Source organism: Aeromicrobium sp. (assembly GCF_037719875.1).
GTDB lineage: Bacteria > Actinomycetota > Actinomycetes > Propionibacteriales > Nocardioidaceae > Aeromicrobium.
The window spans coordinates 22,113-47,306 of the sequence record NZ_JBBJMJ010000019.1; the positions used below are offsets into that span (position 1 = coordinate 22,113).

The 25,194-nt window shown below is 67.9% G+C and carries 24 protein-coding genes; 1 reads left to right on the top strand and 23 read right to left on the bottom strand.

Translation table 11 applies throughout. The features are described 5' to 3' along the window. Positions 1-23: 23 nt before the first annotated feature. The 20 genes from WKF39_RS14515 to WKF39_RS14610 form a co-directional block, all read right to left on the bottom strand. Positions 24-1,676, bottom strand: a complete 1,653-nt coding sequence (locus tag WKF39_RS14515) for a putative PEP-binding protein (RefSeq protein ID WP_340389656.1) — start codon at positions 1,674-1,676, stop codon at positions 24-26. Between the two features lie 37 nt (positions 1,677-1,713). Next, complete coding sequence (locus tag WKF39_RS14520) at positions 1,714-2,727, bottom strand: cytochrome d ubiquinol oxidase subunit II (protein ID WP_340389658.1); 1,014 nt, start codon at positions 2,725-2,727, stop codon at positions 1,714-1,716. Then, complete coding sequence (locus WKF39_RS14525; protein ID WP_340389660.1) at positions 2,724-4,127, bottom strand: cytochrome ubiquinol oxidase subunit I; 1,404 nt, start codon at positions 4,125-4,127, stop codon at positions 2,724-2,726. Before WKF39_RS14525 ends, WKF39_RS14520 begins: the two co-directional genes overlap by 4 nt. A gap of 84 nt (positions 4,128-4,211) precedes the next feature. Next, a complete protein-coding gene (locus tag WKF39_RS14530; protein WP_340389662.1) occupies positions 4,212-5,363 on the bottom strand; it encodes a saccharopine dehydrogenase NADP-binding domain-containing protein in 1,152 nt (383 codons plus the stop codon). 47 nt (positions 5,364-5,410) lie between these two features. After that, positions 5,411-6,682 (bottom strand): ATP-dependent Clp protease ATP-binding subunit ClpX, encoded by a 1,272-nt coding sequence (gene clpX, locus WKF39_RS14535; RefSeq protein ID WP_340389664.1) that lies wholly within the window; start codon positions 6,680-6,682, stop codon positions 5,411-5,413. A gap of 144 nt (positions 6,683-6,826) precedes the next feature. Continuing rightward, positions 6,827-7,429 carry an ATP-dependent Clp protease proteolytic subunit gene (locus WKF39_RS14540; RefSeq protein WP_340389666.1) on the bottom strand — a complete coding sequence of 201 codons (603 nt, stop codon included), beginning with the start codon at positions 7,427-7,429 and terminating at the stop codon, positions 6,827-6,829. Positions 7,430-7,508: 79 nt separating this feature from the next. Then, complete coding sequence (locus tag WKF39_RS14545) at positions 7,509-8,084, bottom strand: ATP-dependent Clp protease proteolytic subunit (RefSeq protein WP_340389724.1); 576 nt, start codon at positions 8,082-8,084, stop codon at positions 7,509-7,511. 126 nt (positions 8,085-8,210) lie between these two features. Then, positions 8,211-9,380, bottom strand: a complete 1,170-nt coding sequence (locus WKF39_RS14550) for a phytanoyl-CoA dioxygenase family protein (RefSeq protein WP_340389668.1) — start codon at positions 9,378-9,380, stop codon at positions 8,211-8,213. Then, positions 9,377-10,177, bottom strand: a complete 801-nt coding sequence (locus WKF39_RS14555) for a TIM barrel protein (RefSeq protein WP_340389670.1) — start codon at positions 10,175-10,177, stop codon at positions 9,377-9,379. The genes WKF39_RS14550 and WKF39_RS14555 overlap by 4 nt, the downstream gene beginning before the upstream one ends. Further along, on the bottom strand, positions 10,174-11,181 hold the full coding sequence (locus WKF39_RS14560; RefSeq protein WP_340389672.1) for a Gfo/Idh/MocA family oxidoreductase: 1,008 nt from the start codon (positions 11,179-11,181) through the stop codon (positions 10,174-10,176). Before WKF39_RS14560 ends, WKF39_RS14555 begins: the two co-directional genes overlap by 4 nt. A gap of 7 nt (positions 11,182-11,188) precedes the next feature. Beyond that, positions 11,189-12,178: a Gfo/Idh/MocA family oxidoreductase gene (locus WKF39_RS14565; protein ID WP_340389674.1), complete on the bottom strand. Its 990-nt coding sequence runs from the start codon at positions 12,176-12,178 to the stop codon at positions 11,189-11,191. Further along, positions 12,175-13,326: a Gfo/Idh/MocA family oxidoreductase gene (locus WKF39_RS14570; RefSeq protein ID WP_340389676.1), complete on the bottom strand. Its 1,152-nt coding sequence runs from the start codon at positions 13,324-13,326 to the stop codon at positions 12,175-12,177. Before WKF39_RS14570 ends, WKF39_RS14565 begins: the two co-directional genes overlap by 4 nt. Beyond that, positions 13,323-14,351 (bottom strand): ATP-binding cassette domain-containing protein, encoded by a 1,029-nt coding sequence (locus tag WKF39_RS14575; protein WP_340389678.1) that lies wholly within the window; start codon positions 14,349-14,351, stop codon positions 13,323-13,325. Before WKF39_RS14575 ends, WKF39_RS14570 begins: the two co-directional genes overlap by 4 nt. Continuing rightward, a complete protein-coding gene (locus tag WKF39_RS14580; protein WP_340389680.1) occupies positions 14,348-15,382 on the bottom strand; it encodes an ABC transporter permease in 1,035 nt (344 codons plus the stop codon). Before WKF39_RS14580 ends, WKF39_RS14575 begins: the two co-directional genes overlap by 4 nt. A gap of 97 nt (positions 15,383-15,479) precedes the next feature. Further along, positions 15,480-16,442, bottom strand: a complete 963-nt coding sequence (locus tag WKF39_RS14585) for a sugar ABC transporter substrate-binding protein (protein WP_340389682.1) — start codon at positions 16,440-16,442, stop codon at positions 15,480-15,482. Between the two features lie 94 nt (positions 16,443-16,536). Further along, positions 16,537-18,480 carry a 3D-(3,5/4)-trihydroxycyclohexane-1,2-dione acylhydrolase (decyclizing) gene (iolD, locus tag WKF39_RS14590; RefSeq protein WP_340389684.1) on the bottom strand — a complete coding sequence of 648 codons (1,944 nt, stop codon included), beginning with the start codon at positions 18,478-18,480 and terminating at the stop codon, positions 16,537-16,539. After that, positions 18,477-19,355 (bottom strand): 5-deoxy-glucuronate isomerase, encoded by an 879-nt coding sequence (gene iolB, locus WKF39_RS14595; RefSeq protein WP_340389686.1) that lies wholly within the window; start codon positions 19,353-19,355, stop codon positions 18,477-18,479. Before iolB ends, iolD begins: the two co-directional genes overlap by 4 nt. Further along, positions 19,352-20,245, bottom strand: a complete 894-nt coding sequence (locus WKF39_RS14600; RefSeq protein WP_340389688.1) for an aldolase — start codon at positions 20,243-20,245, stop codon at positions 19,352-19,354. The genes iolB and WKF39_RS14600 overlap by 4 nt, the downstream gene beginning before the upstream one ends. Next, positions 20,245-21,207 (bottom strand): 5-dehydro-2-deoxygluconokinase, encoded by a 963-nt coding sequence (gene iolC, locus WKF39_RS14605; protein ID WP_340389690.1) that lies wholly within the window; start codon positions 21,205-21,207, stop codon positions 20,245-20,247. Before iolC ends, WKF39_RS14600 begins: the two co-directional genes overlap by 1 nt. Further along, on the bottom strand, positions 21,204-22,097 hold the full coding sequence (locus WKF39_RS14610) for a TIM barrel protein (protein ID WP_340389692.1): 894 nt from the start codon (positions 22,095-22,097) through the stop codon (positions 21,204-21,206). The genes iolC and WKF39_RS14610 overlap by 4 nt, the downstream gene beginning before the upstream one ends. A 121-nt stretch (positions 22,098-22,218) precedes the next feature. Here WKF39_RS14610 and WKF39_RS14615 point away from each other — a divergent pair, with 121 nt between their 5' ends. Next, a complete protein-coding gene (locus tag WKF39_RS14615; protein ID WP_340389694.1) occupies positions 22,219-22,956 on the top strand; it encodes a GntR family transcriptional regulator in 738 nt (245 codons plus the stop codon). 6 nt (positions 22,957-22,962) lie between these two features. Here WKF39_RS14615 and WKF39_RS14620 read toward each other — a convergent pair whose 3' ends face one another. From WKF39_RS14620 to WKF39_RS14630, 3 genes are read right to left on the bottom strand one after another with little or no spacing between them, the layout of a single operon-like run. Next, entirely contained in the window at positions 22,963-23,433 is a 471-nt protein-coding gene (locus tag WKF39_RS14620; RefSeq protein WP_340389696.1) for an SRPBCC family protein, read from the bottom strand. A gap of 3 nt (positions 23,434-23,436) precedes the next feature. Beyond that, positions 23,437-23,898: an SRPBCC family protein gene (locus WKF39_RS14625; protein WP_340389698.1), complete on the bottom strand. Its 462-nt coding sequence runs from the start codon at positions 23,896-23,898 to the stop codon at positions 23,437-23,439. A 27-nt stretch (positions 23,899-23,925) separates the two neighbouring features. After that, entirely contained in the window at positions 23,926-25,185 is a 1,260-nt protein-coding gene (locus WKF39_RS14630) for an alpha/beta fold hydrolase (protein ID WP_340389700.1), read from the bottom strand. Positions 25,186-25,194: the final 9 nt, after the last annotated feature.

Here is a 25,194-nt window from a genome sequence, read left to right on the forward strand (position 1 = left end):
GACCAATCTTGGCGTTCGGCGCCTCAGCCGAGGTGCTCTGCAGCGCCCTCGCGGGCTTCGGCCGGACCCTTGGCGCGCAGTGCCGCCTGCGCTGCGGCCTGGCAGGCCCTGAGGGTCACGCCGCTCAGCGTGGCACCCACGAGCGGCGCGGCAGTCGCTGCAGCTGACAACGACGTGACGCCCAGCCCCACCAGCACGCAACCGAGCTGCGGATCGGCCGCAGCCTCACCGCAGACCCCGACCGGCTTGCCAGCGTCGTGGCCGGCCTGAGCGACGCGTTGGATCAGCTCCAGAAGCGCAGGCTGCCAGGGATCGGTCAGGCGAGCCAACGACGGCGCCATCCGGTCCGCAGCGAAGGCGTACTGACTGAGGTCATTGGTGCCGATCGAGACGAAATCGACGTGTCGCAGGATGCGGTCCGCGTGCAGGGCTGCGCTCGGCACCTCGATCATGACGCCGGGCGTGAGGCCTCGCTTGCGCACCTTGGCGCCGAACCACTCGGCCTCGTCCTCCGCTGCCACCATCGGGGCCATGACCCAGACCGGGCCTGGCGACTCCTCGGCCGCCAGCGCCATCGCGTCGAGCTGCCGATCCATGAGGCCCTCGTCGCGGAGTCCGAGCCGCATGCCGCGAACACCGAGGGCCGGATTGGGCTCGTCCTTGATCGTGGCGAAGCTGACCGGCTTGTCCGAGCCGGCGTCCAGCGTACGGATGACGACCTTGCGCTCGCCCATCGCGGCGAAGACCTCGCGGTAGACCGCGGCCTGCTCCTCCACGGTGGGCTCCACGTCCCGCTCGAGGAAGCCCAGCTCGGTGCGGAACAGGCCGACACCCTGGACGTGGGTCTCGGCGGCCTTGCGCGCCCCGGCGCCATCCTGGACGTTCGCGAGGATCTCGACGGCATGCCCGTCCGCGGTCGCCCCGGGACCACGCCATGTTGCTGCGGCCTCGCGTGCCACCGCAGCAGCGTCCTGACGCTCCCGCGCGAGGTCGGGATCCGGATCGAGGATCACCTCGCCGGTCGAGCCGTCGACGAGCACGGCCGTGCCGTCTGCGACGTCGTCCAGTCCATCTGTGCCCACGACACAGGGGATCCCGAGCTGGCGGGCGATGATCGTGGTGTGGCTGGTCGCTCCGCCGAGCGACGTGGCAATTGCGACGATGGCTGCCGGGTCGAGGCCGGCGGTGTCTGCCGGCGCAAGGTCGCCCGCGCACAGCACGGATGCCACCGCGGGCATGGGGATGCCCGGCTCAGGCTGGCCGGTCAGCTCGGCGATGACCCGGTCGCGGATGTCCTCGAGATCGGTGATCCGCTCGGCCATGAGTCCCCCTGCGGCAGCGAACATCGCGCTGAGCTCCTCGATCGCACCGGCGGTCGAGGCGCAGATGCCCGATCCTTCGGTCAGGCGCGTGCGGACCAGCTCGACGAGACCCCGGTCGCGCGCCAGCGATGATGTCGCCCTGAGCACGTCGGCTGCAGCACCGCTGGCGTGCTCGGCGCGGGCCGCAAGACGGTCCGCCACGAGCGCGGCCGCCGCACTGAAGCGCTCGGCGCCGGTCTCCGCATCGAGCGATTCTTCGTGCTGCGGAAGCTCAGGTCGTGGCATGGGGCGGACGACCGGCCCGACGCCGATCCCCGGGACCACGCCGTTGCCATGGAGAACGGTCGTCGACATCTTCGTATGCTCCCACGTGGTCCCGGCGGCCCCAAGCCTAGGCGGCGTGCTCGGCATCGGTCCATCGGTCGCTCTGGGTGAGCCAGAACAGATAGCCGAGGGCCGGGACGACCAGGACGACAGCCAGGGCCACAACGACCAACAGACCGGCGAGGGTCGCCGGTGCGCCTGCAGCGTCTGCGATGCGGACCTCGTCGACCAGCATCCAGGGATATTGCGCCACGCCCCAGCCGATCACGACCGACGCGACCGCGGCGACGGCGGCGAATCTGGCCGAGGAGTAGCTGCGCCGATGGAGCATCACCAAGGTGGCGAGCCCCGCAGCGGCAGAGATCACGATGAGCGGAGCCGCCGGACCGAGGAGTCGGTCGCTGAGGGTCGGTGAGTCATTGCGGATCGGGATCAGCGCCGCGAACACGACGATCCCGGTTGCGATGCCGACCCCGATCGTGCGGATCCGCAGCACCTCCGCGAGTGCATCATGTCTCGACCGGGACGCATCGGCTGTGAGGAAGGCGCCGGCCAGGAACGCACATGTGCCTACGGCAATGAGACCGCCGAACAACGATGTCGGGTTGAGCCAGGAGCCGAGCTGATCGCCGTTGCCCTGCGCCGGCACCCGGCCGGATGCAACCGCGCCGGCCGCCGCGCCCAGGAAGAACGGCGTGATCAGCGACGAGCCGGCGAAGACTGCCCCGAAGAGCCGAGCCTGCGCGAGGGTCGCGGAGTACTTGCGGAACGCGAAGCTCGCCCCACGCAGGACGATCCCCACCAGGGCGAGGGCCAGCGGCAGGGTCAAGGTCGTCGTCGCGGCGGCGAATGTCTCCGGGAACCCCGTCCACCAGATCACCAGGATGTAGATCAACCACACGTGATTGGCCTCCCACACCGGGCCGATGCTGTGATCGATCAGGACCCGCAGCTCGCCCCCACGCTCTGATCCCCCGGCGGTGAGGTCGAAGAATCCCGATCCGAAGTCGGCTCCACCGAACAGGGCATACAGCAAGATCCCCGCGAACATCGCGATCGCGACGATGACCGCAAGGCTCATCGGCCGGCCGCCTCGTCGACAGGGGCAGATCTCGGCCCGTAGGGGGTCGGCAAGTCCTCCTCGCCGGCGCGCCAGCGTCGTGCCATGGATCGAAGCACCACGGTGGCGCCGATCGTCATACCGACATAGACGACAACTGCGGCCGCCAGGCTCCACCACAGGCCCGCGCTCTGGCTTGCGGCATCCGAGGTGCGTAGGACCTGCCACACGATCCACGGCTGGCGCCCGACCTCGGTCGCGATCCAGCCCGCCTCCATCGCGATGATCGCCAGCGGACCCGCGATCACCGCCCCCCGCAGGAACCACCGCTTCGACAGCAGATCGTGGCCTCGCCACCGTGCGAGCCAGAACACCACGACGGCGACCGCCAGAAGCGTGCCGATGCCGACCATGGACTGGAAGGCCAGATGGGTGATGTTGACCGGCGGCTGATCGGCCACCGGGATCGTGTCGAGTCCGGGGACCGGCTTGTCGAATGAGTTGCGGGCGATCAAGGACCCGATCATGGGTATGTCGATCGCCCCGTAGACCTTGCCGTCGATCAGGACACCGCCGAGTCGCAGCGGGGCCGGTTGCTCGGTCGTCGTGGCGAGCTCGAACGCCGCGAGCTTGGCCGGCTGCGTGTTGCCGACCCGCAGACCCAGCACGTGGCCGATCAGTGGCTGCACGAGCGCAGCAACCGTGGCGAACACGAACGGGACCGTGAACCCGAGCCTGTGGTGGGCGTCGACCCGGCCCCTGAGCATGCCCGCCGCGTAGACACCCGACACGACGAAGCCGACCACCATGAAGGCCGCGACCCACATGTGCGCGAACTGCAGCCATACGCCGTCGTTGAACATCGCCTGCCACGGGTTGACGTCGGTGACCTCGCCATCGACGATCCGGAAACCGGTCGGATTGTTCATCCAGGCGTTGACCGACACGACGAAGAACGTCCCGAAGACTCCGGCAGCGGCCATCGGGATCAGCATCGCGAGGTGGAGCCGGGCAGGCATGCGGTCCCAGCCATAGAGATATATGCCGAGGAAGATCGCCTCGATGAAGAAGGACAGGCCCTCGAAGGCAAATGGCAGTCCGAGAACGTCTCCGAACCGGCCCATCAGGCCCGGCCAGAGGATCCCCATCTCGAAGCTCAGCACCGTGCCGGACACGGCACCGATCGCGAACAGCACCGCCGAGATCTTGGCCCAGCGCTTGGCCAGACCCAGGGCGACCGGGTCGTCACGGACGATTCCCCGGCGGTGCACGACGTAGATCATCGTCGGGAACGCCACACCGAAGCACGCCAGGATGATGTGCCAGCCCAGCGAAAGGGCCATCTGCTCACGTGCCGGGAGCAGACCCGGCGGAGCATCACTTGCGGCCATGAGCTGGCTGACGACTCCGGTGAAGTCCATGCCCTCAGCCTACGACTGCGCCGCCGCCCTTCCGTCTCCCAAGCGTGTGACAAACCCCGACGACGAATTCATCACACGGCCAGGTCACACCGTGCGAAAGGTGATGCCGGCCCTCTGCAGCCGCTCGATCAGCGCGCCACCCATCGCCACGGCAGTGGTGGTCTGGCCCGAGATCTTCGGCAGGTCATCGAAGGCGAGGCACAGGGCGGACTCGCTGAGCATCTTGGCTGTCTCGGTGTAGCCAGGATCGCCGCCACTGACCTCGGTCGTGACGATCTTGCCTCCACCCTTGGCGACCAACCGCAACGTGAACCACGACGTGGCGCGAGTCGCCTCATCGGGCCCGGCACCCTGGTCCTTGAGCTTGAGCAGGAGTGAGCGGGTCGGCTTGAGCTGTGAGCCTGCGAGCAGCACACCAGCCCCGGCGATCGTGCCGACCATCATCGGGAGCCGCTTGAACTGCGCAAAGTGCGAATACGTGAAGTCCGGCCCGTAGCGGTCGAGCGATCGGGCCGAGCGGAGGACGATCTGCGGATCGATCGTGGGGAGCGGCAACGCCCAACCCTTGCCGTCCGCACCTCGGCCGATCTTGCCGGCTCCCCGGATCTTGCGACCCTCGGGGCGGGGCTCCGCGTTCTTGCGCTCAGCGGCTGTCTTGCCGGCCTGGCGGATGCGCGAGAAGGCACCGACGGCGGAGTGGAAGGTGCCGCCAGATGCTGTGCCACCAGCACGGATGTAGCCCTCGACCGCGATCGGGACGCCTTCGGGCATCTGCTCGACCGTGTAGAGGACCCCGAGGTCATACGGGATCGAGTCGAACCCGCACGCATGGATGATCCGCGCGCCGGTCTCGACGGCCTGCTCGTGATACTTCAGCCACATCCGGTCGACGAACTCGGGTTCACCGGTCAGGTCGACGTATGCAGTGCCGGCCTCGGCGCACGCCTTGACTGCAGGCTCCCCGTGCAGCACATAGGGGCCGACCGTCGTGATCAGGACCCGGGTGGCCTTGGCGAGGGCAGCCATCGAGTCGGGGTTGCGGGCATCAGCGGAGATGATCTCCGGTCGCGCACCGCCGAGGGTCTCGACCCGATCCGCGACTGCCTCGAGCTTGGCCTGGTTGCGGCCCGCGATGGCCCAGGTGGCGCCGTCCGGCAGATGGGTCGAGAGGTAGTCCGCGGTCAGGCCACCGGTGAATCCGGTGGCGCCGAGCAGGGCGATGTCGACTGAGGTCATTGGCCCAACTTACAGGCAGAGCACCTACCGCCAGGTCGAGCCGGAGGTCAGGACGCCTTCTTGGCCACTTCGTCGTGGGTCAGGATCGTCGGACCCTCGACGCCCGCGACCGTCGCCTCGGTCACGACGACCTTGGCGACGTCGTCACGACTCGGGATCTCGTACATCACCGGCTCGAGTACGGCTTCGATGATGGAACGCAGGCCACGGGCTCCGGTGCCGCGCTCGAGGGCCAGCTCGGCCATGGCGTCGCAGGCGTCAGCGCTGAACTCCAGCTCGACACCGTCGATCTCGAACAGCCGGACGTACTGCTTGGTCAGCGCGTTGCGGGGCCTGGTCAGGATCGCCACGAGGGCATCCTTGTCGAGGTTGTCGACGGCAGCGATGACCGGAAGACGGCCGATGAACTCCGGTATCAGGCCGAACTTGAGCAGGTCTTCGGGGAGCACCTTGGAATAGAGCTTGGCGGGAGCGACGGCCTTGCCGATGTCGACCTGACCGGTGTTGAACCCCAGGCTGGTCTTGCCGCTGCGCTGCTCGATGATCTGGTCGAGGCCGGCGAAGGCGCCACCGACGATGAACAACACGTTGGTCGTGTCGATCTGGATGAACTCCTGATGCGGGTGCTTGCGGCCACCCTGCGGCGGCACCGAGGCCGTCGTGCCCTCGAGAATCTTGAGCAGTGCCTGCTGGACGCCCTCGCCCGACACATCACGCGTGATCGAGGGGTTCTCGCTCTTGCGCGAGATCTTGTCGACCTCGTCGATGTAGATGATGCCGGTCTCTGCCTTCTTGACGTCATAGTCGGCGGCCTGGATCAGCTTGAGCAGGATGTTCTCGACGTCCTCGCCGACATAGCCGGCCTCGGTCAGTGCCGTGGCGTCGGCAATCGCGAACGGGACGTTGAGCATACGGGCGAGCGTCTGCGCCAGATATGTCTTGCCGCAGCCGGTCGGCCCAACGAGCAGGATGTTGGACTTGGCCAGCTCGACCTGGTCGTCCTTGCTGCGCGAGCTCCCGACCTGCGCCTGGACCCGCTTGTAGTGGTTGTAGACAGCCACCGCCAGGGACTTCTTGGCGCCGTCCTGACCGATGACGTAGCCGTTGAGGAAGTCGTAGATCTCGTGCGGTTTGGGCAGCTCACCGAGGCTCAGCTCGGCGCCCTCGGCGAGCTCTTCCTCGATGATCTCGTTGCAGAGGTCGATGCATTCGTCGCAGATGTAGACACCGGGACCGGCGATGAGCTTCTTGACCTGCTTTTGGCTCTTTCCGCAGAAAGAACACTTCAGCAGATCGGCAGTTTCACCAATGCGTGCCACGTGGAGAGTCCCTTCCTTGAAAAGCACTGCTTCGAACAACGCTTCCCGGATTTTTGCCGGGTCGCGACCGAGACGGCAACATTTTCACCCTAGCGGCGAATGTGCGCTTCGTCTCGGTCACGACACGGGATGTCGCCGAGGTTGTCAGACTGCTGGAACCTTGAGCGTGTTGAGGACCTCGTCGACCAGGCCGTATTCGACTGCCTGCTCGGCGGTCAGGATCTTGTCGCGATCGACATCCTTGCTGACCTCTTCGATCGACTTGCCGGTGGCCTCGGAGATCATCTTCTCCATCAGCTCACGCATACGGAAGATCTCATTGGCCTGGATCTCCAGGTCGGAGATCTGCCCGCCGGTGCCCTCGGTGTAGGGCTGGTGGATCAGGATCCGGCTGTTGGGCAACGCCAACCGCTTGCCCGGGGTGCCGGCAGCGAGCAGGATCGCGGCCGCCGACGCGGCCTGGCCGAGGCACAAGGTCTGCACGTCCGGCTTGATGTAGCGGATCGTGTCGTAGATCGCGGTGAGCGCGGTGAACGAGCCGCCGGGGCTGTTGATGTAGATGCTGATGTCGCGGTCGGGATCCATGGCCTGCAGCGACATGAGCTGCGCCATGACGGCATTGGCGACGTCATCGCTGATCGGGGTGCCCAGCATGATGATGCGGTCCTCGAACAGCTTGGTGTAGGGGTCGATGCGGCGAAATCCGTAGGACGTCCGCTCTTCCCACTGCGGGATGTAATAGCTCATGCCGCCACCTCCGTAGAGAAGCAAAGATACGAATGTGGCGGCATGGTCGCTGCCACATGATTCGTTCGCTGACGCTCGCTCATGTCAAGTCCCCTGCGCTCGCGACGACGTGGTCGATCAGTCCGTACTCCTTGGCCTGGTCCGGGGTGAACCACCGGTCCCGGTCGGAGTCGAGCTCGATCTGCTCGACGGTCTGGCCGCTGTGCCGCGACTGGAGCTCGTTGAGCTGCTTCTTGAGCAGCACGCTCTGCTGCGCCTGGATCTTGATGTCCGAGGCCGAGCCGCCGATGCCGCCGGAGGGCTGGTGCATCATGATGCGCGCGTGCGGCAGGGCATAGCGCTTGCCGGCCGTGCCCGCAGCGAGCAGGAACTGTCCCATCGAAGCGGCAAGTCCCATCCCGAACGTCGCGACGTCGTTGGAGATGAACTGCATCGTGTCGTAGATCGCCATGCCGGAGTCGACCGAGCCGCCCGGCGAGTTGATGTAGAGGAAGATGTCGGCCTGCGGGTCCTCGGCGTTGAGCAGAAGCATCTGCGCGCAGATCGCGTTGGAGTTGGAGTCGCGTACCTCCGAGCCCAGGAACACGATGCGTTCCTTGAGCAGGCGCTGGTAGATGTGGCCGTCGAGATCTGACGGGCCGGCCTCGCCGGCCATTCTCGGCGACATGGGGTTGGGCGTATCCGGTGTGTTCACGTCCCCAAACCTAGACGGCTCGCGGATGGAACACACGCAAAAACACGGCTGTTCGCTGACAGCGTGACGCAGGCGCCATCCCCACGCTCAGGATGTGAGCCGGCGTGCCGCGTGGGTGTCGAGGGCCGCGCCGAGCCTGGCGTCGTCCCACTGCTCGAGCACGGCCTGCGACACGATCGCGGCCTGCGACGGTGGCGTCAGGCCGCCGACGGGTTGATCGAGATCGAGGTTCGTCGGGAACGGATAGCCTTCCGCCGCCGCGGCAACGGCGTCGAGCAACCGCTGCGTCGAGACCCCTGCTGCCCGACGCTTAGCCAGAGCGGGATAGATCGCCCGGGAGACGCGGTCACGGTCGACGGACTCCATCGCCCGGCCGAACGGCGACGAGACCTGCAGCAGGTTGGCCATGCGCTGGATGTCCGCCGACACGTTCGAGCCGGCACCGTGCAGCAGAGCGGGGTTGAAGAACGCGGCATCTCCCTTCGCGAGCGGCAGCTGGACGTGGTGCTCGGCGAAGTACGCCCGGAACTCCGGCAGACGCCAGGCGAGGTAGCCCGGGACATAGCGGTGCGAGTGCGGCAGGTACATCGTCGGGCCGCTCTCGACCGGCATGTCGGAGTGCGCGACGGCACCCTGCAGGGTCAGCACCGGGGAAAGCTGGTGCACATGGGTCGGATAACGCGCGACGACGTCGTTGGCCAGGAAGCCGAGGTGATAGTCACGATGCGGGTCCTGCGCGACGCCTCCGGGTCGGACGACGTTGACCTGCGATGTGACCTGATAGCCCGGACCGAGCCAGGCCGTCGAGACCAGCGCGATGATCTCGTTGGCGTAGTAGTCGACGAACGCGTCAGGGTCGCGCACGGCGAGCTTCTCCAGGGCGTTCCAGACCCGGCTGTTGGCGCCCGGCTTGGCGAAGTGGTCGCCCGCAACGGTGCCGGATGCGGCCTCCCGCTCGATCAGGGTGTCGAACGCGTCGGTCACCCGGTCCACCACCGCGAGGTCGTTGAACGCTCCCTGCAGGACCACCAGCCCGGGCCCGGCGGTGAACGCACGCACCAGCTCGGCCTCGACGGACTCCCGCCCGTCGTCGTCCGTGATCGCCGAGCGCAGCGCGGACGAGTCGTAGACCAGAACCTCTTCGACGACCTCCTTGGCGTGCGGGTAGTCGGCGAGCTCGGTCCGCGCCGACAGGGTCGACACGAAGTCGTCGAGGTCGCAGTCGGCCTCACTCAGCCGTGGCGGGTGCTGGGTCATGGTCTGCATCCCTGCTGGGGATCGATCGTGAAGACCTGTCGGAACCGCTCCAGCGCGAGGTGGGAGTCACCGCTCGCGAACGCCTCCATCGCGACGACCCCGTCGTAGCCGGCATCGACCAGCGCGCGGGCGACGAACGGCCAGCGGACCTCGCCCGTGCCGGGCTCGCAGCGGCCGGGCACGTCCGCGACCTGGACCTCGCCCAAGTGAGGGACCGACCGCCGGATCAGCTCGACGAGGTTCCCCTCGCCAATCTGTGCGTGGTAGAGATCCAGGTTCATCCGCAGGTGCGGGCTGTCGACCGCACTCACCAGCGCCAAGGTGTCCGCCGCGCGAGCGAAAGGTGTGCCGGGGTGGTCGACCTCGGTGTTGAGGTTCTCCAGCACGAACGTCACACCGTGCCGCTCCCCCAGCTCGGCGATCCGGCCGAGCGTACGCCGGGCAGCGAGCCACATGTCGCCCGTCACGACCTCTACCGGACGCAGCGGCAGCCCGCCCTCGCCCAACCCCGTGCCGTGCAGGTTGAGCGACGGGCAGCCGATCTCCTGCGCGAACGCGATCGATGCCGCCGCGGTCCGCACCAGCTCGTCGGCCCCGTCGGGCGTGATGAGATCACCCGCGACATAACCCGTCATCGACGTGAACGCCGCACCCGTCGCAGCCAGCGCGGCGGCGTCCTTGTCGGTCCAGCCCCAGATCTCGACCGCGAAGCCCGCCTCGTGGATGTGCTCGATGCGCTCCAGCAACGGCAGGTCGGCGAAGACCATCTCGGCGCAGACCGCAAGAGTGAAGCTCATCGGGACACCTCGACGCGCCCGCCCGAGCGGTAGGAATCGATGCAGGCCTGCGCGATCGCGAACGCCGCGAAGGCGTCCTCACCGGTCACCGAGGGCGCCCGCCCCTCCCGGACGGCGGTGGCGAACTCGGCGAACTCGCCCGCGTAGGCGTCGATCATGAGCTCGACGTCACCGTGCGCCGTCGCGGCCACGCGCCCCTCGGAGTCGTGGAGGCGCATGGAGGTCGAGGCACCCTCGCCGGCGGTCACCATGCCGCTCGACCCCAACACCTCACCGCGGACGTCATAGCCGTACGCCGCGGCGAAGCTCGCCTCTGCGGTCGCGATGGCCCCGTTGTCGTAACGGATCACGACGGTGGCGTGGTCGAGAAGCGTCGGGTGGCCTGGCGCAGTCAGCGAGCCGGCCGTCACCACGACGTCCGCGGCCCGGGCACCCGGGTTGAACCAGTTGAGCGTGTCGAAGTCGTGGATCAGGGTCTGCGTGAAGATCGTCCAAGGTGGCACCGAATCGGGGTCGGCCGGCCCTGGACCCGGGTCGCGCGTCAGCGACCGCAGCTGCCTGACCGTGCCGATGCGTCCGTCGACGATCGCGTCGTGGGCGGCCCGGAAGTCGGCCGCGAACCGGCGGTTGAAGCCGACCTGGAACGCCACGCCTGCCGCCGAAGTCGCCGCGATGCCACGGGCGATCTCGTCGAGGGTCATGCCGGCAGGCTTCTCTGAGAACACGTGCTTGCCCGCCTCGGCCGCCGCGACGATCAGCTCGCAGTGCGCGGTCGAGGAGGCCGCGATGATGACGGCGTCCACGTCAGTGGCAGCGAGCACCGCCTCGGGCGAGCTCTCTCCCCTGGCGCCGAGCGGCTCGGCGAGCGCGGCGGCGACGCCGGCCCGCGGGTCGGCCACCGCCACCAGCTGCGCCTCGGGGACGCGGCGGGCGATCACGGCCGCGTGGGACGCACCGATGCGTCCCGCGCCGATGAGCCCGATCCGGACTGGTGTGGCGGTCATGTGACTCCTAGGCGTAGAGATCGGGCCGTGCGTCGAGCGAGACGCTCTGCCGAGCACCGACCGCGAGCGAGTCGACACCGGCGGCGGCCACGACGTTCGCGACGTAGCCGTCCCAGGCGCTCGGGCCGTAGACCACGCCGTTGAGGGCGTCCTCGGCCCAGGCCCCGAGCTCGAGCCGGTAGGCGTCGGCGAACCGGCCGATGAAGTCGTCCTTCACACGTACGCCGTCGATCCCACCCTTGCGAAGGCTGGAAGGGGTCGGCGGCACGAGTGAGACCGTCCCGGACGTGCCGATGACCTCGCAGCGGACGTCGTAGCCGTAGGCCGCGTTGACGAACACCTCGACGGAGACCAGGACTCCCGATCGCATCTGGATCGTGGACAGCTGCGGGTCACGCAATCCTTCGACGACGGGCGACTCGACACGGATCGAGGCGATCTCGTCGTCGAGCAGCCACCGGACGATGTCGAGCTCGTGCACCATCGACCCTGTGACGATTCCCTCGCTCGTCGAGCTGGTGTGGGACGACGCGTTGCGGTGGATGCAATGCACCATCCGCGCCTCGCCGATCTCGCCGTCGCGCAGCGTCTGCCGCAGCTCGCGATAGCCGGGGTCGTAGCGCCGCATGAAGCCGAGCTGGACCAGCTGGCGGCCCGCGGCGACCTCGGCCTCGACGACCGAGAGCGAGTCCTCGGCCGTGACCGCGAGGGGCTTCTCGCACAGGACGTGCTTGCCCGCCGCGATGCACGCCTTCGCAAGATCGGCGTGCGTATGGTCCGGCGAGCAGATCAGGACCGCGTCAACCGCAGATGAGTCGATCAGCGCCTCTGCCGAGGTCGCGACATGGGCCGAGACCGGCTGGGCCGCGGCATAGGCAGCGGCAGGCGCGAAGTCATAGACCTCCGAGACGCGCGCAGACGGGATGCTCGTCGAGATCGTACGGATGTGGTCGGCGCCCATCGCTCCGGCGCCGATGATTCCCACGCGGAGACTCACAGCTCGACCCACCTTCTCTCATCTGCCGAGATGAGCATCGCATCGACGATCTCGGCGGCCACCACTGCGTCGTGGATCGTCGCGCCTGAAGGTGTGCCGGTCGCGATCGACTCGATGAGACGGCGGGCCTCGATGACCTTGAGATCGTCATAGCCCATCGCGATCCCCGCGCCCGGCTGGAACGCGCCCATCTCGCCCTCGGACGGCGTCACGAACATCGTGGCGTATGAACCGTTCTGATAGTCCTGATCCAGGCAGACCTGCAGCTCGCCCATGCGGCGGAAGTCCCATGAGAGAGCGCCCTTGGTGCCGTGGACGTCGATCCCGTAGGTGCACTGCTCGCCCACCGCGACCCGGCTCGACTCGAGCACACCGCGTGATCCGTCGGCGAAACGCAGGAGGGCGTTGACATAGTCCTCGTTCTCGACGTCGAGGAGCGCCCCGCTCCCCCGGTCGTAGTGCATCGCACCTGCGACCGCCTCGGGACGGCCCGGGATGAACGTGGCACTGTCGACGACGAGCTCGCGCAGGTCCCCGACGACGTGGCGCGCCAGGTCGGCGGCATGGCTGACGAGGTCTCCGAGCACGCCGCTGCCGGAGAACTCGTTGAGGAAGCGCCACGAGAGCGCACCGTCCGGGTGAGCGGCGTAGTCGGCGAGGAAGCGCAACGAGGTGTGCTCGACCCGACCGAGGCGCCCCGACGCGATGAGCTCCTTGGCGTGATCGACAGCGGGTGCGTTGCGGTAGTTGAACCCGGCTGCGGACCGGACCCCCGCCGCATCCACAGCGGCCGCGATCTCACGCGTCTCGGCCGAGCTGCGCCCTGCGGGCTTCTCGACCCACAGGTGCTTGCCTGATTCTGCGGCGGCCACGGCGACATCCCGGTGGATGAAGTTCGGCCCGGTCACACAGACCAGATCGATGTCGTCGCGCGCCACGAGCTCGGTCCAGTCGGTGTAGACGTGCTCGAATCCGTATGCCTGCGCAGCGCGCTGCGTGCGTTCGTCGGTCACGGTGTCGGCGACCGCGACGAGCCGGGGTCGCAGGGGGCTGTCGGTGTAGTGCTGGGTCAGGCGACTGAGCGCACGCGCGTGCACCTGCCCCATCCAGCCCAGGCCGACGATGCCGACCCGGACCTCGGGTGTCACCTGGTGTCCGCCTTCATGTCCTGCGCGACGGTGGAGTCCGGACCCATGGACTTCTCGAGCTCCTTGGCGATCGACTCGAGCTCGCTGCCCCCGGCCATCATCGCGGTCAGGTCGTCGAGCGTCATCTCGGCCTTCGGGAAGTCGCCCATGCTCTTGCCTCGTCGCAGCAGCATGAAGCGATCACCGACCGGATAGGCGTGGTGCGGGTTGTGGGTGATGAACACGACGCCGAGACCACGGTCGCGGGCCTTGGCGATGTACTTCAGCACGACGCCGGACTGCTTGACGCCAAGGGCCGCAGTCGGCTCGTCGAGGATCAGCACGCGGGCACCGAAATAGACCGCGCGCGCAATCGCGACGCATTGCCGTTCGCCGCCGGAGAGTGTGCCGATCGGCTGCTCGACGTCGCGCAGGTCGATGCCCATCGCCGACAGCTCGGTCTTGGTCGTCTTCTTCATGAAGTCGATGTCGAGCTTGCGGAATGGACCGAATCCCTTGGTGATCTCGCTGCCGAGGAAGAAGTTGCGCCACACCGGCATGAGGGGGACGACCGCGAGGTCCTGGTAGACCGTCGCGATGCCGAGCTCGAGCGCGGCGCGGGGGCTCGACAGGTGCTGCTCCTGGTCGTCGATCAGCAGTCGGCCGTCGGAATGCTCGTGGGCACCCGCGAGGATCTTGATGAACGTCGACTTGCCGGCACCGTTGTCGCCCAGCACACACGTCACCTCACCGGCACGGACCGACGTCGAGACGTCGCTCAGCGCGATGATGTTGCCGTAGCGCTTGCCGATGACCTGCACCTCGATGATCGCGGTGCCGCGCTCGGCGGGCTGGAAGACGTTGGTGACCGGGGATGCCGCCACCTCGGCCCCCGAATCCGGACCACCTGCCACCTCGGTCGTGGACTCGGGCTCCGGACCACCTGCCACCTCGGTCGTGGACTCGGACTCAGGACCACCTGCCACCTCGGTCTTGGACTCCGAAGTCTCGGAGGAAGTCTTGGACCTACGAAATCGACCACTCATCGGGCTGTCTCCGCTCGTTTGCGTACCCATTCGTTGAGGAGCACGGCTCCCAGCAGCATGACCCCGAGGAATGCCTTGAGCCAGTTGTTGTCCCAGCCCGAGTAGACGATTCCCTGGTTGACCATGCCGTAGATCAGTGCACCGAACGCGGCGCCGATCGCCGAGCCGTAGCCACCGGTCATGAGGCAGCCGCCGACAACGGCGCAGATGATGTAGATGAACTCCTGGCCGACGCCGGTGTTGCTCTGCACCGTGGACGTCGTGAACAGCAAGAGCATGCCGACCAGCCAGCCGGCTCCAGCCGTGGTCATGAACAGCCCGACCTTGGTCTTGAAGACCGGGACGCCGACCTGCCGCGACGAGGTCTGCGCGCCACCGACCGAGAAGATCCAGTTGCCGGTCTTGGTACGCAGCAGGATCCACGTCGCGATGGCCGTCACGCCGATCCACCAGAACACCGAGGCGTAGACGAGACCGCCGTTGACGTCGAGGGCAGACCCGAAGATCCGTTTGGGCTGGTCATAGAACGGGACGCTGGACATCCCTTGGATCGCGACCTGTCCGATCAGGGCCTTGGTGCCGGCGAGGTCGATGCCCTGCAGCACGAAGAATGTTCCTAGGGTCACGATGAAGCTCGGCAACCCGGTCTTCATCACGAGGATCCCGTTGATCGCACCCACCCCCAGGGCAAGGCCGAGGGACACCACGATTGCGGCCCAGATGTTGAGGCCGTACTCGGTGGTGAGCACGCCGACCACCAGACCCGTGAAGCCCGTCATGGCACCGGCCGACAGGTCGAACTCGCCGCCGATCATGAGGAGCGCGACCGCGACGGCCATGATGCCGATCGTGGACGCTCCGCGCAGCCATGTGCTCGCCCCCGAAGGCGTGGCGAAGACGCTGGTCGTGGTCGCGAAGAAGATGAAGATCACGATCGCCGCGACAGCAGCGCCGATCTCCGGGCGTTTCAGCAGCTTGGTGAGGGTCGACGTGCGGGCTACCCGCTCGTCACCCACGGTGGCGGTGGTCATACGTGCTCCGTTTCCTCGGCGTGTGGTCCTCGCCGAACCTGCGTTGCGAGGAGGTGGTGCTGTGGGGCCCGGCGGGAAGCCGGGCCCCACGATCGGCTCAGCGCGTTCCGCCCGCGGCGAACTTCAGGACTGAGTCGGCGTTCTCCTTGGTGATGAAGGCGGGACCGGAGTTGACCGGCTGCCCACCGCCGATGTCGTTGCCGTTGATCGACTTGAGGTAGAGGCCAGTGACGCCCATGAATCCCTGGACGTACGGCTGCTGGTCGACCGCGAACAGGATCGTGTCGTCCTGGATGCCCTTGATGACGTCCTCTGACAGATCGAACGTTGCGATCTTGGCGTCGCTGCCCGAGTCCTTGACGGCTCCGACTGCGTCGATCGCATACTGGCCACCGAGGGTCAGCACGGTGTCGATCGACTTGTCGGCCTGCAGCTTCGAGGTGATCGTCGCCTGGACGGCGCTGTCGTCGGTGCCATCAACCTGCAGGTTCTCGACCTTGCCGCCGAAGGTCTTGGCGACGGCCTTGCACCGCTCCTCGAGGCCGATGTTGCCGGCTTCCTGGATGACGCAGATGGTGTTCTTCTGCCCCTCGGTCTTGAGCCGTTCACCCACCGCCTCACCGGCAATCGTCTCGGTCTGCCCGATGTGCGTGATCGCGCCGAAGTCCGCGAACTTGTCGACACCGGAGTTGATCGTGATGACCGGGATGTCGGCGGCGACGGCCTTCTTGACGCTGTCCTCGACACCGTCTGGATTGGCCATCGAGACGACGATGCCGTCGACCTTGTCGGCCACGGCCCCGTCGATCAGCTGGGACTGCTTGGCCGGGTCGCCGTCCGAGCTGTACTCGACCTTGACGCCGTAGTCCTTGCCGGCCTGCTCGGCACCGGACTTGACCCGGTCCCAGAACGCATCGCCCGGTGAGCCATGGGTCACGACCGCGTAGGTGTAGTCCTTCGAGGCCTTGTCTGTCGCGCCTTCGTCACTGCCCGTACCGCTGCAAGCGGCCAACAGTGCGCCGGAGGCGACGAGGGCGGCTGCAATCTTGATCTTCTTCATCTGATGGTGATCCTGTCTCTTCCGTGGGTTCCCGGCGTCATTGTGCCGTCGGGAAGTTCAGCTGGCGAGAGCCCTCGCCGCAAACCAGGTGTCTTCATGAGGTCGGGTCCTTCGAGTGAGGGGGCGAGAGGTGCTGACGCTGGTCGCGCTTGCGGTCCTCGTATGTCGCCCGGGCCTGCTGCGTGGAGTCCAGTGCCGAGACCGCAGCCACCGGGACATCCCACCAGGCCGGGCTGTCGGGAGCAGCAGCCAGCGGATCGGTCTCGACGTGGATCACGGTCGTGCGGCTGGACTGCTTGGCCTTGACGATCGCCGCACGGAAGTCCTCGATGCCGGTGACCGACAGGACGTCAGCGCCGAGGCTCGCGGCATTGGCGGCAAGGTCAACCGGCAGCCGGTCGCCGTCGAGGCCCGACTTGGTGCGATAGCGATACTGCGTGCCGAAGCGCTGCGAGCCCAACGACTCCGACAGCGCGCCGATCGAGGCGAAGCCGTGGTTCTGCACCAGGACGACGATGATCTTGACTCCCTCGGCCACTGCAGTCACGAGCTCGGTGTTCATCATGAGGTAGGAGCCGTCGCCCACCATGACGAAGACGTCGCGCTCGTCCTCTCCCTCGAGCCGCTGGGCGTCGAGCGCCGCCATGCTGACGCCGAGGCCACCTGCGATCTCATAACCCATGCAGGAGTAGCCGTATTCGACGTGATAGCCCTTGCGGTCGCGGGTCCGCCACAGCTTGTGCAGGTCGCCGGGCATCGAGCCGGCAGCACACAGGACGACGTCGCGCGGATCGGACAGCTCGTTGACCGCCCCGATGACCTGAGACTGAGCCAGCCGCGGCCGGCCGTCCTGATCGGGCAGGGCCAGGTCGTATGCGCCCTGCACCACCGCGTCCCATTCAGCAGCCAACCGGGCCGCGCGGGCCGTGTATGCCTGGTCGGCCGCCCACCCCTGGAGGGCGGTCGACAAGGCATACAGGCCATCGCGCGCGTCGGCGACGAGACTCGTCGCGGCGAGCTTGTGTGAGTCGAACCCGGACACGTTGAGATTGACGAACCGCACGTCGTCGGCGCCGAACACCGTGCGTGAAGCGGTCGTGAAGTCGCTGTAACGCGTGCCGATGCCGATCACCAGGTCGGCCTCCGCAGCCAATGTGTTGGCGGCGGTCGTGCCGGTCGCGCCGATTGCCCCGACCGAGCTCGGGTGGTCGTAGGGCAGAGCGCCCTTGCCGGCCTGCGTCTCGGCAACCGGTATGCCGGTGGCCTCGGCGAATGCCCGCAGAGCGTCATTGGCCCGGCTGTACGTCACGCCACCGCCGGCGACGATCAGGGGCTTGCGGGCGCCCCGGATCGCGGCGACCGCGCGGGTGAGGGCGGCAGGCTCGGGCGCGGGTCTCGCGATGTGCCAGACCCGGCGGGCGAACAGCTCCTCGGGCCAGTCCCAGGCCTCGGCCTGCACGTCCTGCGGCAGTGCCAGGGTCACCGCGCCCGTCGCGGCCGGGTCGGTCAGCACCCGCATCGCGTGGAGCAGCGCAGGAGCAAGTTGCTCGGGGCGGTGGACCCGGTCGAAATAGGCCGACACCGGGCGGAAGGCATCGTTGACCGAGATGTCACCGTTGGCGGGGTCCTCGAGCTCCTGCAGCACCGGGTTGGCGACCTTGGTGGCAAAGGTGTCACCCGGCAGGAGCAGCACCGGGAGGCGGTTGATCGTGGCGAGCGCGGCGCCGGTGATCATGTTGGTCGCGCCCGGGCCGACCGACGCCGTGACGGCCATCGCCGCGAGCCGGTCGCGGTGCCGCGCATAGGCCACGGAGGCGTGCACCATGGCCTGCTCGTTGCGTCCTTGGAGATAGCGCAGGTGCGACGTGTCGCCGGACAGCTCCCGCTCGAGGAGCGCCTGGCCGACACCGGCGACGTTGCCGTGGCCGAAGATGCCCCAGCACGCGGCGAAGAAGGCATTCTCGACCCCGTCCCGCTCGACGTGCTGCGCCTCGAGGAACCGGACGATGGCCTGCCCGACGGTCAGCCGCATGCTCATCTCACGCCCCCGCCCGATGCAGCGCCGAACGGCAGCCGGGGGTCGACCTCGAGATCGGCCCACGTGTCACGGACCCAGGCGTGAGCGGGGTCGTCGCAGATCAACCAGGCACGCTCAGCCCCGGGTCCGGCCATGACGTTGAGGTAGTAGAGGTCGTAGCCGGGGGCCGCGATGGACGGGCCGTGCCAGCCGTGCGGGATGAGGACCGCGTCGCCGGTGTGCACCTCGGCGGTCACGTCGATGTCCGCGCCGGGGTGGCCGTAGACGCGTTGGAACCCGATCCCGGGGCCGCCGGGGCCGTCCGCGATCTCGAAGTAGTAGATCTCCTCGAGCGCGGTCTCGCCGTCACGTTCCTCGTCGTGCTTGTGCGGCGGCCATGACGACCAGTTGCCACCCGGCGTCAGGACCTCGCACGCGATGAGCCGATCTGCCTCGAGCACGCCCGGGACGGCGAAGTTGTTGACCTGACGACTCGATTGGCCCGCGCCGCGCATCTCGACCGGCACCTCGGCCTTCGCCAGGTGGGCCGGCGCGAGCCGGTTGGCGCACACCGACGAGGCGAGGGCGAAGCGCCCGCCCGCCGCGCTGGTCACCGAGAGCTCAGCGTCCCGCGGCGCATACACGACATCGCTCGGGCCGGCGAAGACGCTGCTCCGGCCTTCCAGTGCGTATGTCTGACCGTCGACCGTCACCTCGGCCGCGCCGCCGAGAGACACGACGACGTATTCGCAGTCGTCGGTGCCGAGCGTCTCGCTCTGACCAGGCGCGAGCGCCAAGATGCGCAGGCCGCTGTAGTCCCAGCCCGCCGACTTCGGGGTGATCTCGAGGATGAACGGCGGTGCCGCAGCGTCTCCAGCGCGCAGGACATGGCTCACGTCGTCATCATCTCCACCGTGGCGTCCACCGCGGCCTCGACGTCACCGTCGGGTGGGAAGAGCAGGGAGCGGCCCACGACCATGCCGCGCACGCTGGGGCTCGCGAGCGCCTTGGACCAGGCGGCGAACTGGGCGCCCTGATCGGTCGAGACCTCGCCGCCGAGCAGCACGACCGGCAGGGTCGTCGCGGCCAGGACGGTCTCCATGTCATCGACGACCGGGAGCTTGAGCCACGTGTGGGCCGAGGTGCTCGCCAGGCCGGCGGACACCGTGGCGGAGCGTACGACGGCCTCGGTCGAGAGGTCGTTGCGGATGCGGCCGCCCTCGTCACGCCGTGAGATGAACGGCTCGACCATCGCCATGACCTGCTGACCTGCGAGCTGCTCGACCGCATGCGCGCAGGCCTGCATGGTTGCCGGGGTGGCCGGGTCATCCGGATCGATGCGGAACAACATCTTGCCGCCCTGATAGCCGGCCGCCGCGATCGACGCGGCGTCATAGCCCGTGAAGCGGTCGTCGATCTCGAAGACTGTGCCGGCCAGTCCGCCGCGGTTCATGGACCCGATGACGACCCGCCCCTCGAGGGCGCCGAGCAGCAGCAGGTCCTCCACGACATCGGCTGTGCCGAGCACGCCGTCGACTCCGGGACGGTCGAGCGCACGGATCATGCGACTCAGCAGTTCGGCGCGGTCTCCCATGGCCAGCGGGTCGTCGCCCGCGCGCAGGGCACCACGAGCCGGATGGTCTGCCGCCACGAGCAGCAGTCGGCCGGTCTCCCCCACGAGACCGGCCGGCTGCCGCCGGCTCGCGGCGAGCTCCGCGATGCGCTCGGGGTGCAGCGCGCGGGTCCTGACGACCGAGGCGATGCTCTCGGCGTCGACCGTGGCCATCAGGAACCTCCCCCGAGCTCGACAGATCCTCGGGCGAGCACGGCGGAGACCTGGTCCGCCGTGGGCATGGCGTCGGCACATGCCAGCTGCCCGGCAACGTAAGCACCGGCCGCATTCGCGAACCGCAGCGTGACCTCGAGGTCCCAGCCGTGGAGCAGCCCATGCACGAGGGCGCCGCCGAACGCATCGCCGGCCCCCAATCCGTTGACGACGTCGACCTGCACCGGAGGCACCACGACGGACTCGTCGCGGCGCACGCCCAGCACCCCGGCCGGTCCCTGCTTGACGATCGCGAGCTCCACACCGGTTGCCAGCAGCGCCTTTGCCGCGGCCTGCGGATCGGACTCACCGACCGCGACCTCACACTCCTCACGGTTGCCCACCGCGACCGTGACGTGGGGCAGCGCGGCCTGGATCTGGGCATTCGCGAGCTCCGCGGACTCCCAGAACATCGGGCGGTAGTCCAGGTCCAGCACCGTGATCCCCCGCCTGTCCCGGGCCTCCAGAGCGGCCAGGTGGGCCGAGCGGCTCGGCTCCTGCGAGAGACCGGTCCCGGTCACCCAGAAGACGTCTGCGGCGCGGATCGCGTCGTAGTCGAGGTCATCGGGCGAGATCTCGAGGTCCGGCGCCTTGGGCTCACGATAGAAGTACAGCGGGAAGTCATCCGGCGGGAAGATCTCGCAGAACGTGACCGGGGTCGGCACGCCGGCAACCGGAGTCACCCACGTGTCGTCGACCCCGAAACCCCGCAGCGCTGAGTGGACGAACCGACCGAACGGGTCCTCGCCGGTACGCGTGATGGTGGCGACCCAGTGACCCAGCCGGGCGGCCGCGACGGCGACGTTGGTCGAGCTGCCGCCGAGGAACTTGCCGAACGAGGTGACGTCCTCGAGACGTGTCCCGATCTGCTCGGGATAGATGTCGACGCCGACACGTCCCATCGTGATGAGCTCGAACGTCATGCCAGCACTGCCTTCACGAAGTCCAGACTCGCACGTACGTCGGCGATCGGACCTTCGCCCTCGGGCTCGCCGTCCTTGAACATGACGTCCTGCTCCAGGACGTACCAGCCCTCATAGCCGCCGTCCCGCAGCGCCTCCAACATCGCGATCAGATCGACGTCCCCCGTGCCCAGCACGCAGAACAGTCCTTCGGCGACGGCCTCGGAGAAGCCGATCTCACCGGTTCGCAGGCGCTCGGCGATCGCCGCGTCGACGTCCTTGAGGTGCACGTGGCGAACACGGTCGACGTGGGCGAGCGTGATCGCGACGGGATCGGCTCCGGCCGCGACCAGGTGGCCGGTGTCGATGCACAGACCGATGTGAGCACCCTCCACGACCCGCCGGACGTCATCGGCAGTCTCGACGATCGTGCCCATGTGGGGGTGGATCACGGCGAGGACGCCGCGCTCCTTGGCGTGGTCCGCGATCCGGTCGAGATTGTCCAGCAGGGTCCGCCACTGCGCCTCATCGAGGACCGGGCGCACGTCGTAGCCGTCGACACCCGTTGCCGCGGCCAGCACCATGACGCCCGCACCAGTGGCGAGGCAGCCGTCGACGAACGTGTCGATCTCGCTCATCGGGTCATGGGCATCGTCATGCAGGACGACCGGGAGGAAGCCGCCAACGGCCCGCAGCCGGTATGTCTCGAGGAACGCCTTCCTGGCCTCCGGGTCCTCGGGCAGAAACCCATCGGGTCCGAACTCGGTCGCGCGAAGGCCCATCCGCTCCATCTCGGCCATGACCCGCTCCGGCGGGAGCTGGAAGCCCCAGTCGGGGACCTCGCACACCCCCCACGAGATGGGGGCGCCGGCCACCCGGGGCCCGGTCGGGCGCAGATCGCTCGCGGTCATGCATGTCCTTTGCGGGTTTGTGCTGACAAACTATCAGGACGAGTGTGTCGCCCATCACATGCACTGTCAAGTCTTTGTCCTGACATATTGACGTCCAGTCATGAATGGATACATTGTCCGCATGCCCGGCCCGAAGTTCACCCTCGATCGTTCGAGCCCCGTCCCGTTGTACTTTCAGGTGGCCGAGCAGTTCGAGCAGGCGATCCTGGCCGGCAAGATCGCCCCGGGTGAGCGAATCGACAACGAGATCGCCCTCGCCAAGAGCCTGGGGCTGTCACGGCCGACGATGCGTCAGGCGATCCAGGTGCTGGTCGACAAGGGCATGCTGGTGCGCAAGCGGGGGGTCGGCACCCAGGTCGTGCACGGCAAGATTCGCCGATCGGTCGAGCTGACCAGCCTGTTCGACGACCTCACCGCCGCGGGACAGAAGCCGCGCACCGAGGTCATCGCGGTCGGCAAGGTTGCCGCCGAGGAGGACGTCGCGCACGAGCTGCAGCTCACCCCCGGCGACGACGTCTGGTCGCTCGAGCGGCTGCGCTTCGTCGGCAAGCAGCCCCTCGCCCTGATGCACAACTTCATCCCCGTCGACGTCGTGGACCTCGCCGCGATCGACCTGGAGAAGACCGGGCTCTATGCGCACCTTCGGGCCTCGGGCATCCTCATGCGAGTCGCGCGTCAGCGCATCGGTGCGCGTGGCGCAGCCGCCGATGAGGCTGCCCTGCTGGGCGAGAAGAAGGGCGCTCCGCTGCTGACGATGCAGCGCACGGCATACGACAACGCCGGACGAGCCGTCGAGTACGGTCGCCACGCCTATCGCCCCGACCTCTACGCCTTCGAGCTCACCCTCGTCGACCGCTGAGGCGGGTCATCCCTCAACGTCGGCCTTGATCCTGGCGAGCGTCTCGTCCATCCCTGTGCAGAGCTCGGCATCGTGGCCTTCTGCGCCGCCCAGCGCCAGCTTCGCAGTCAGCCGCACGGACAGCGTCGGGTCCACCAAGGCCGTACGCCGCTCGGTGAGCCGGGTGCCGCCCGCGATGGGCTCGGTCTCATAGGACCAGTCGACATTGGTCGGCCAGACATGGAAGGTGAAGGTGCCGCGGCCGTTGTCATTGGACGGCGGCTTCCACCGAGTGATCCGACTCGTCGTCGGCCACACGAAACCCTTGCGACGATTGAGGTTGATCCCGCGCCGGCCAACCGTGGGCTTGCCGAACAACCACATGCCGACCAGCTCGGGGCTGCGGCGGGCCATGGCTTTGCAGTCGACTGCGGCCGCCCAGACGACATCCGGCGTGGCGGCGATGTCGACGGACGACTCGAGTGCGGGTTGACCCATGACTCAGCCCTTCTCTGCCTCGGCCTTGATGCGCTCCAGCGTGCGCCGGATGCCCTGCTGGAGTGACGCCTCGAACTCTGCGGTCCCGCCGAGCACACGCTGCGTCAGGACGTTGGAGAGTCCGGACACGCCCTTGGGCGCTCGTCGACTCTCGGTCAGCCTCGTGCCCGTCGGCGTGGGCTCCAGCTCGTACGTCCAGACCGTGCGGTTCTCCACGATGCGAAAGGCCAGCTTCTGCTCCGGCACGAAGTCGACGACCTTGGCATTGGTCGGCCAGCGCAGCTTGCCCTGCTTGTTGACGTTGAGCGTCCGCGTGCCCTCCTTGACCTCACCGCCGAAGACCTGCATGCGTACGCACTGTGGGCTCCACTCCCCCATGCGCTTGAGGTCCGACACGACGCTCCAGACCGCGGTCGGCGGGGCGTCGATCTCGATGCTGTCCTGGATCACGGGCTGGTTGGGCATGTATCTCCTCGGAAAGGGTGGTGCGGATCAGGCCTGCCGCGGTGCGGCGGGAATTGCGCGTGGGTTGCGCGTGCGGGAGTTGAGCCACTCCACCAGCCAGTCTCCCACCTTCGGGTGGTTGAGCAGTGCGAAGTGGTGCGCGCTGGGGAGGTACTCGAATGTCGCACCCTCGACGATCGGGCCGGCCCGACCCACGCCGGTCGCGGACGAGAAGTGGACCAGCAGGTCGCCGAGCACCGAGCTCAGCGGGTGGCGCTGGGACGCACCGAGGGTCGACGCGACGAAGTGATATTCGGCATGGGGAAGCGGTGCCGCGGCAATCCGGTCCAGGCCCCACTGCCCCGTGAGGTCCTGGCCCTCCCACTCGTCCTTGGTGATGTAGCCGTGCCGCAGATCGACGATGCCGGACGATCGGGACTCGAGAATCGCGCTGAACGGGGTCGATTCCGGCCAGAACCGCAGCAGCCGCGAGCCGAGGTGCGCGACCTTTTCGAGATTGGCGCCCGCGTGGGGTGTGCCGAGGCAGACCACATCGCGTACGACCTGCTGCCAGGTCTGGCCGGATGCCGTCGCGTGATTGGTCGCCGCACGTGCGACCAGCCCGCCCATCGAGTGCCCGACGAGCGTGATGCGGGTGACCGGCACGGGCCACGACGCCACGAGCTGCTGGAGCAGGGCGTCGAGATGCTTGCCGTTCTCGGAGATGTGCAGGCCCGTGTTGTAGCGAATCATCACCGGCGTGCCGTCGGTCTCGGCGACCACCCGATCGGCATACGTCGTGCCGTGCACCTTGGCGGCGTTGGCCCATGACTCGTCGTTCTCGCACAGACCGTGGAGGAAGACCACGGGGTGGCTCGTGCCGTGCCGGAACGCCTCGGCCAGTGGCCAGGACGTCGCGGACACATCCTGGCCCTCGTGGCGCACGGCCATCGTGATGGCCTGCGGGTCGTCGAGCATGCGCAGCTCGTCGCCGATGAGCCCGTTGACTGCTGCCACCACGAGCCGACCTCGCCTCGTGTCCTCGATCGGCTTGCCGATACCGCGAGATGCCATGGCGCGCACCGAACCACTCGAGACCCGCAGGACGCCAGAGATCGCGCCGTAGATCGACGTCACGACGGCGTCATGGAGCGACTCGGGCAGGTGACCGCCGACGACACGGGTCGCCTTGAAGGCGCGCCTCGTCGCCGCGTGGTGCAGATCGCGCACCGTGCCGACGATCAGGCGATCGCTGTAGTCCAGCGCCAACGCCGCGACATCAGTCGTCCGTGCGGGTTCGACAGGCATGTTCCCATA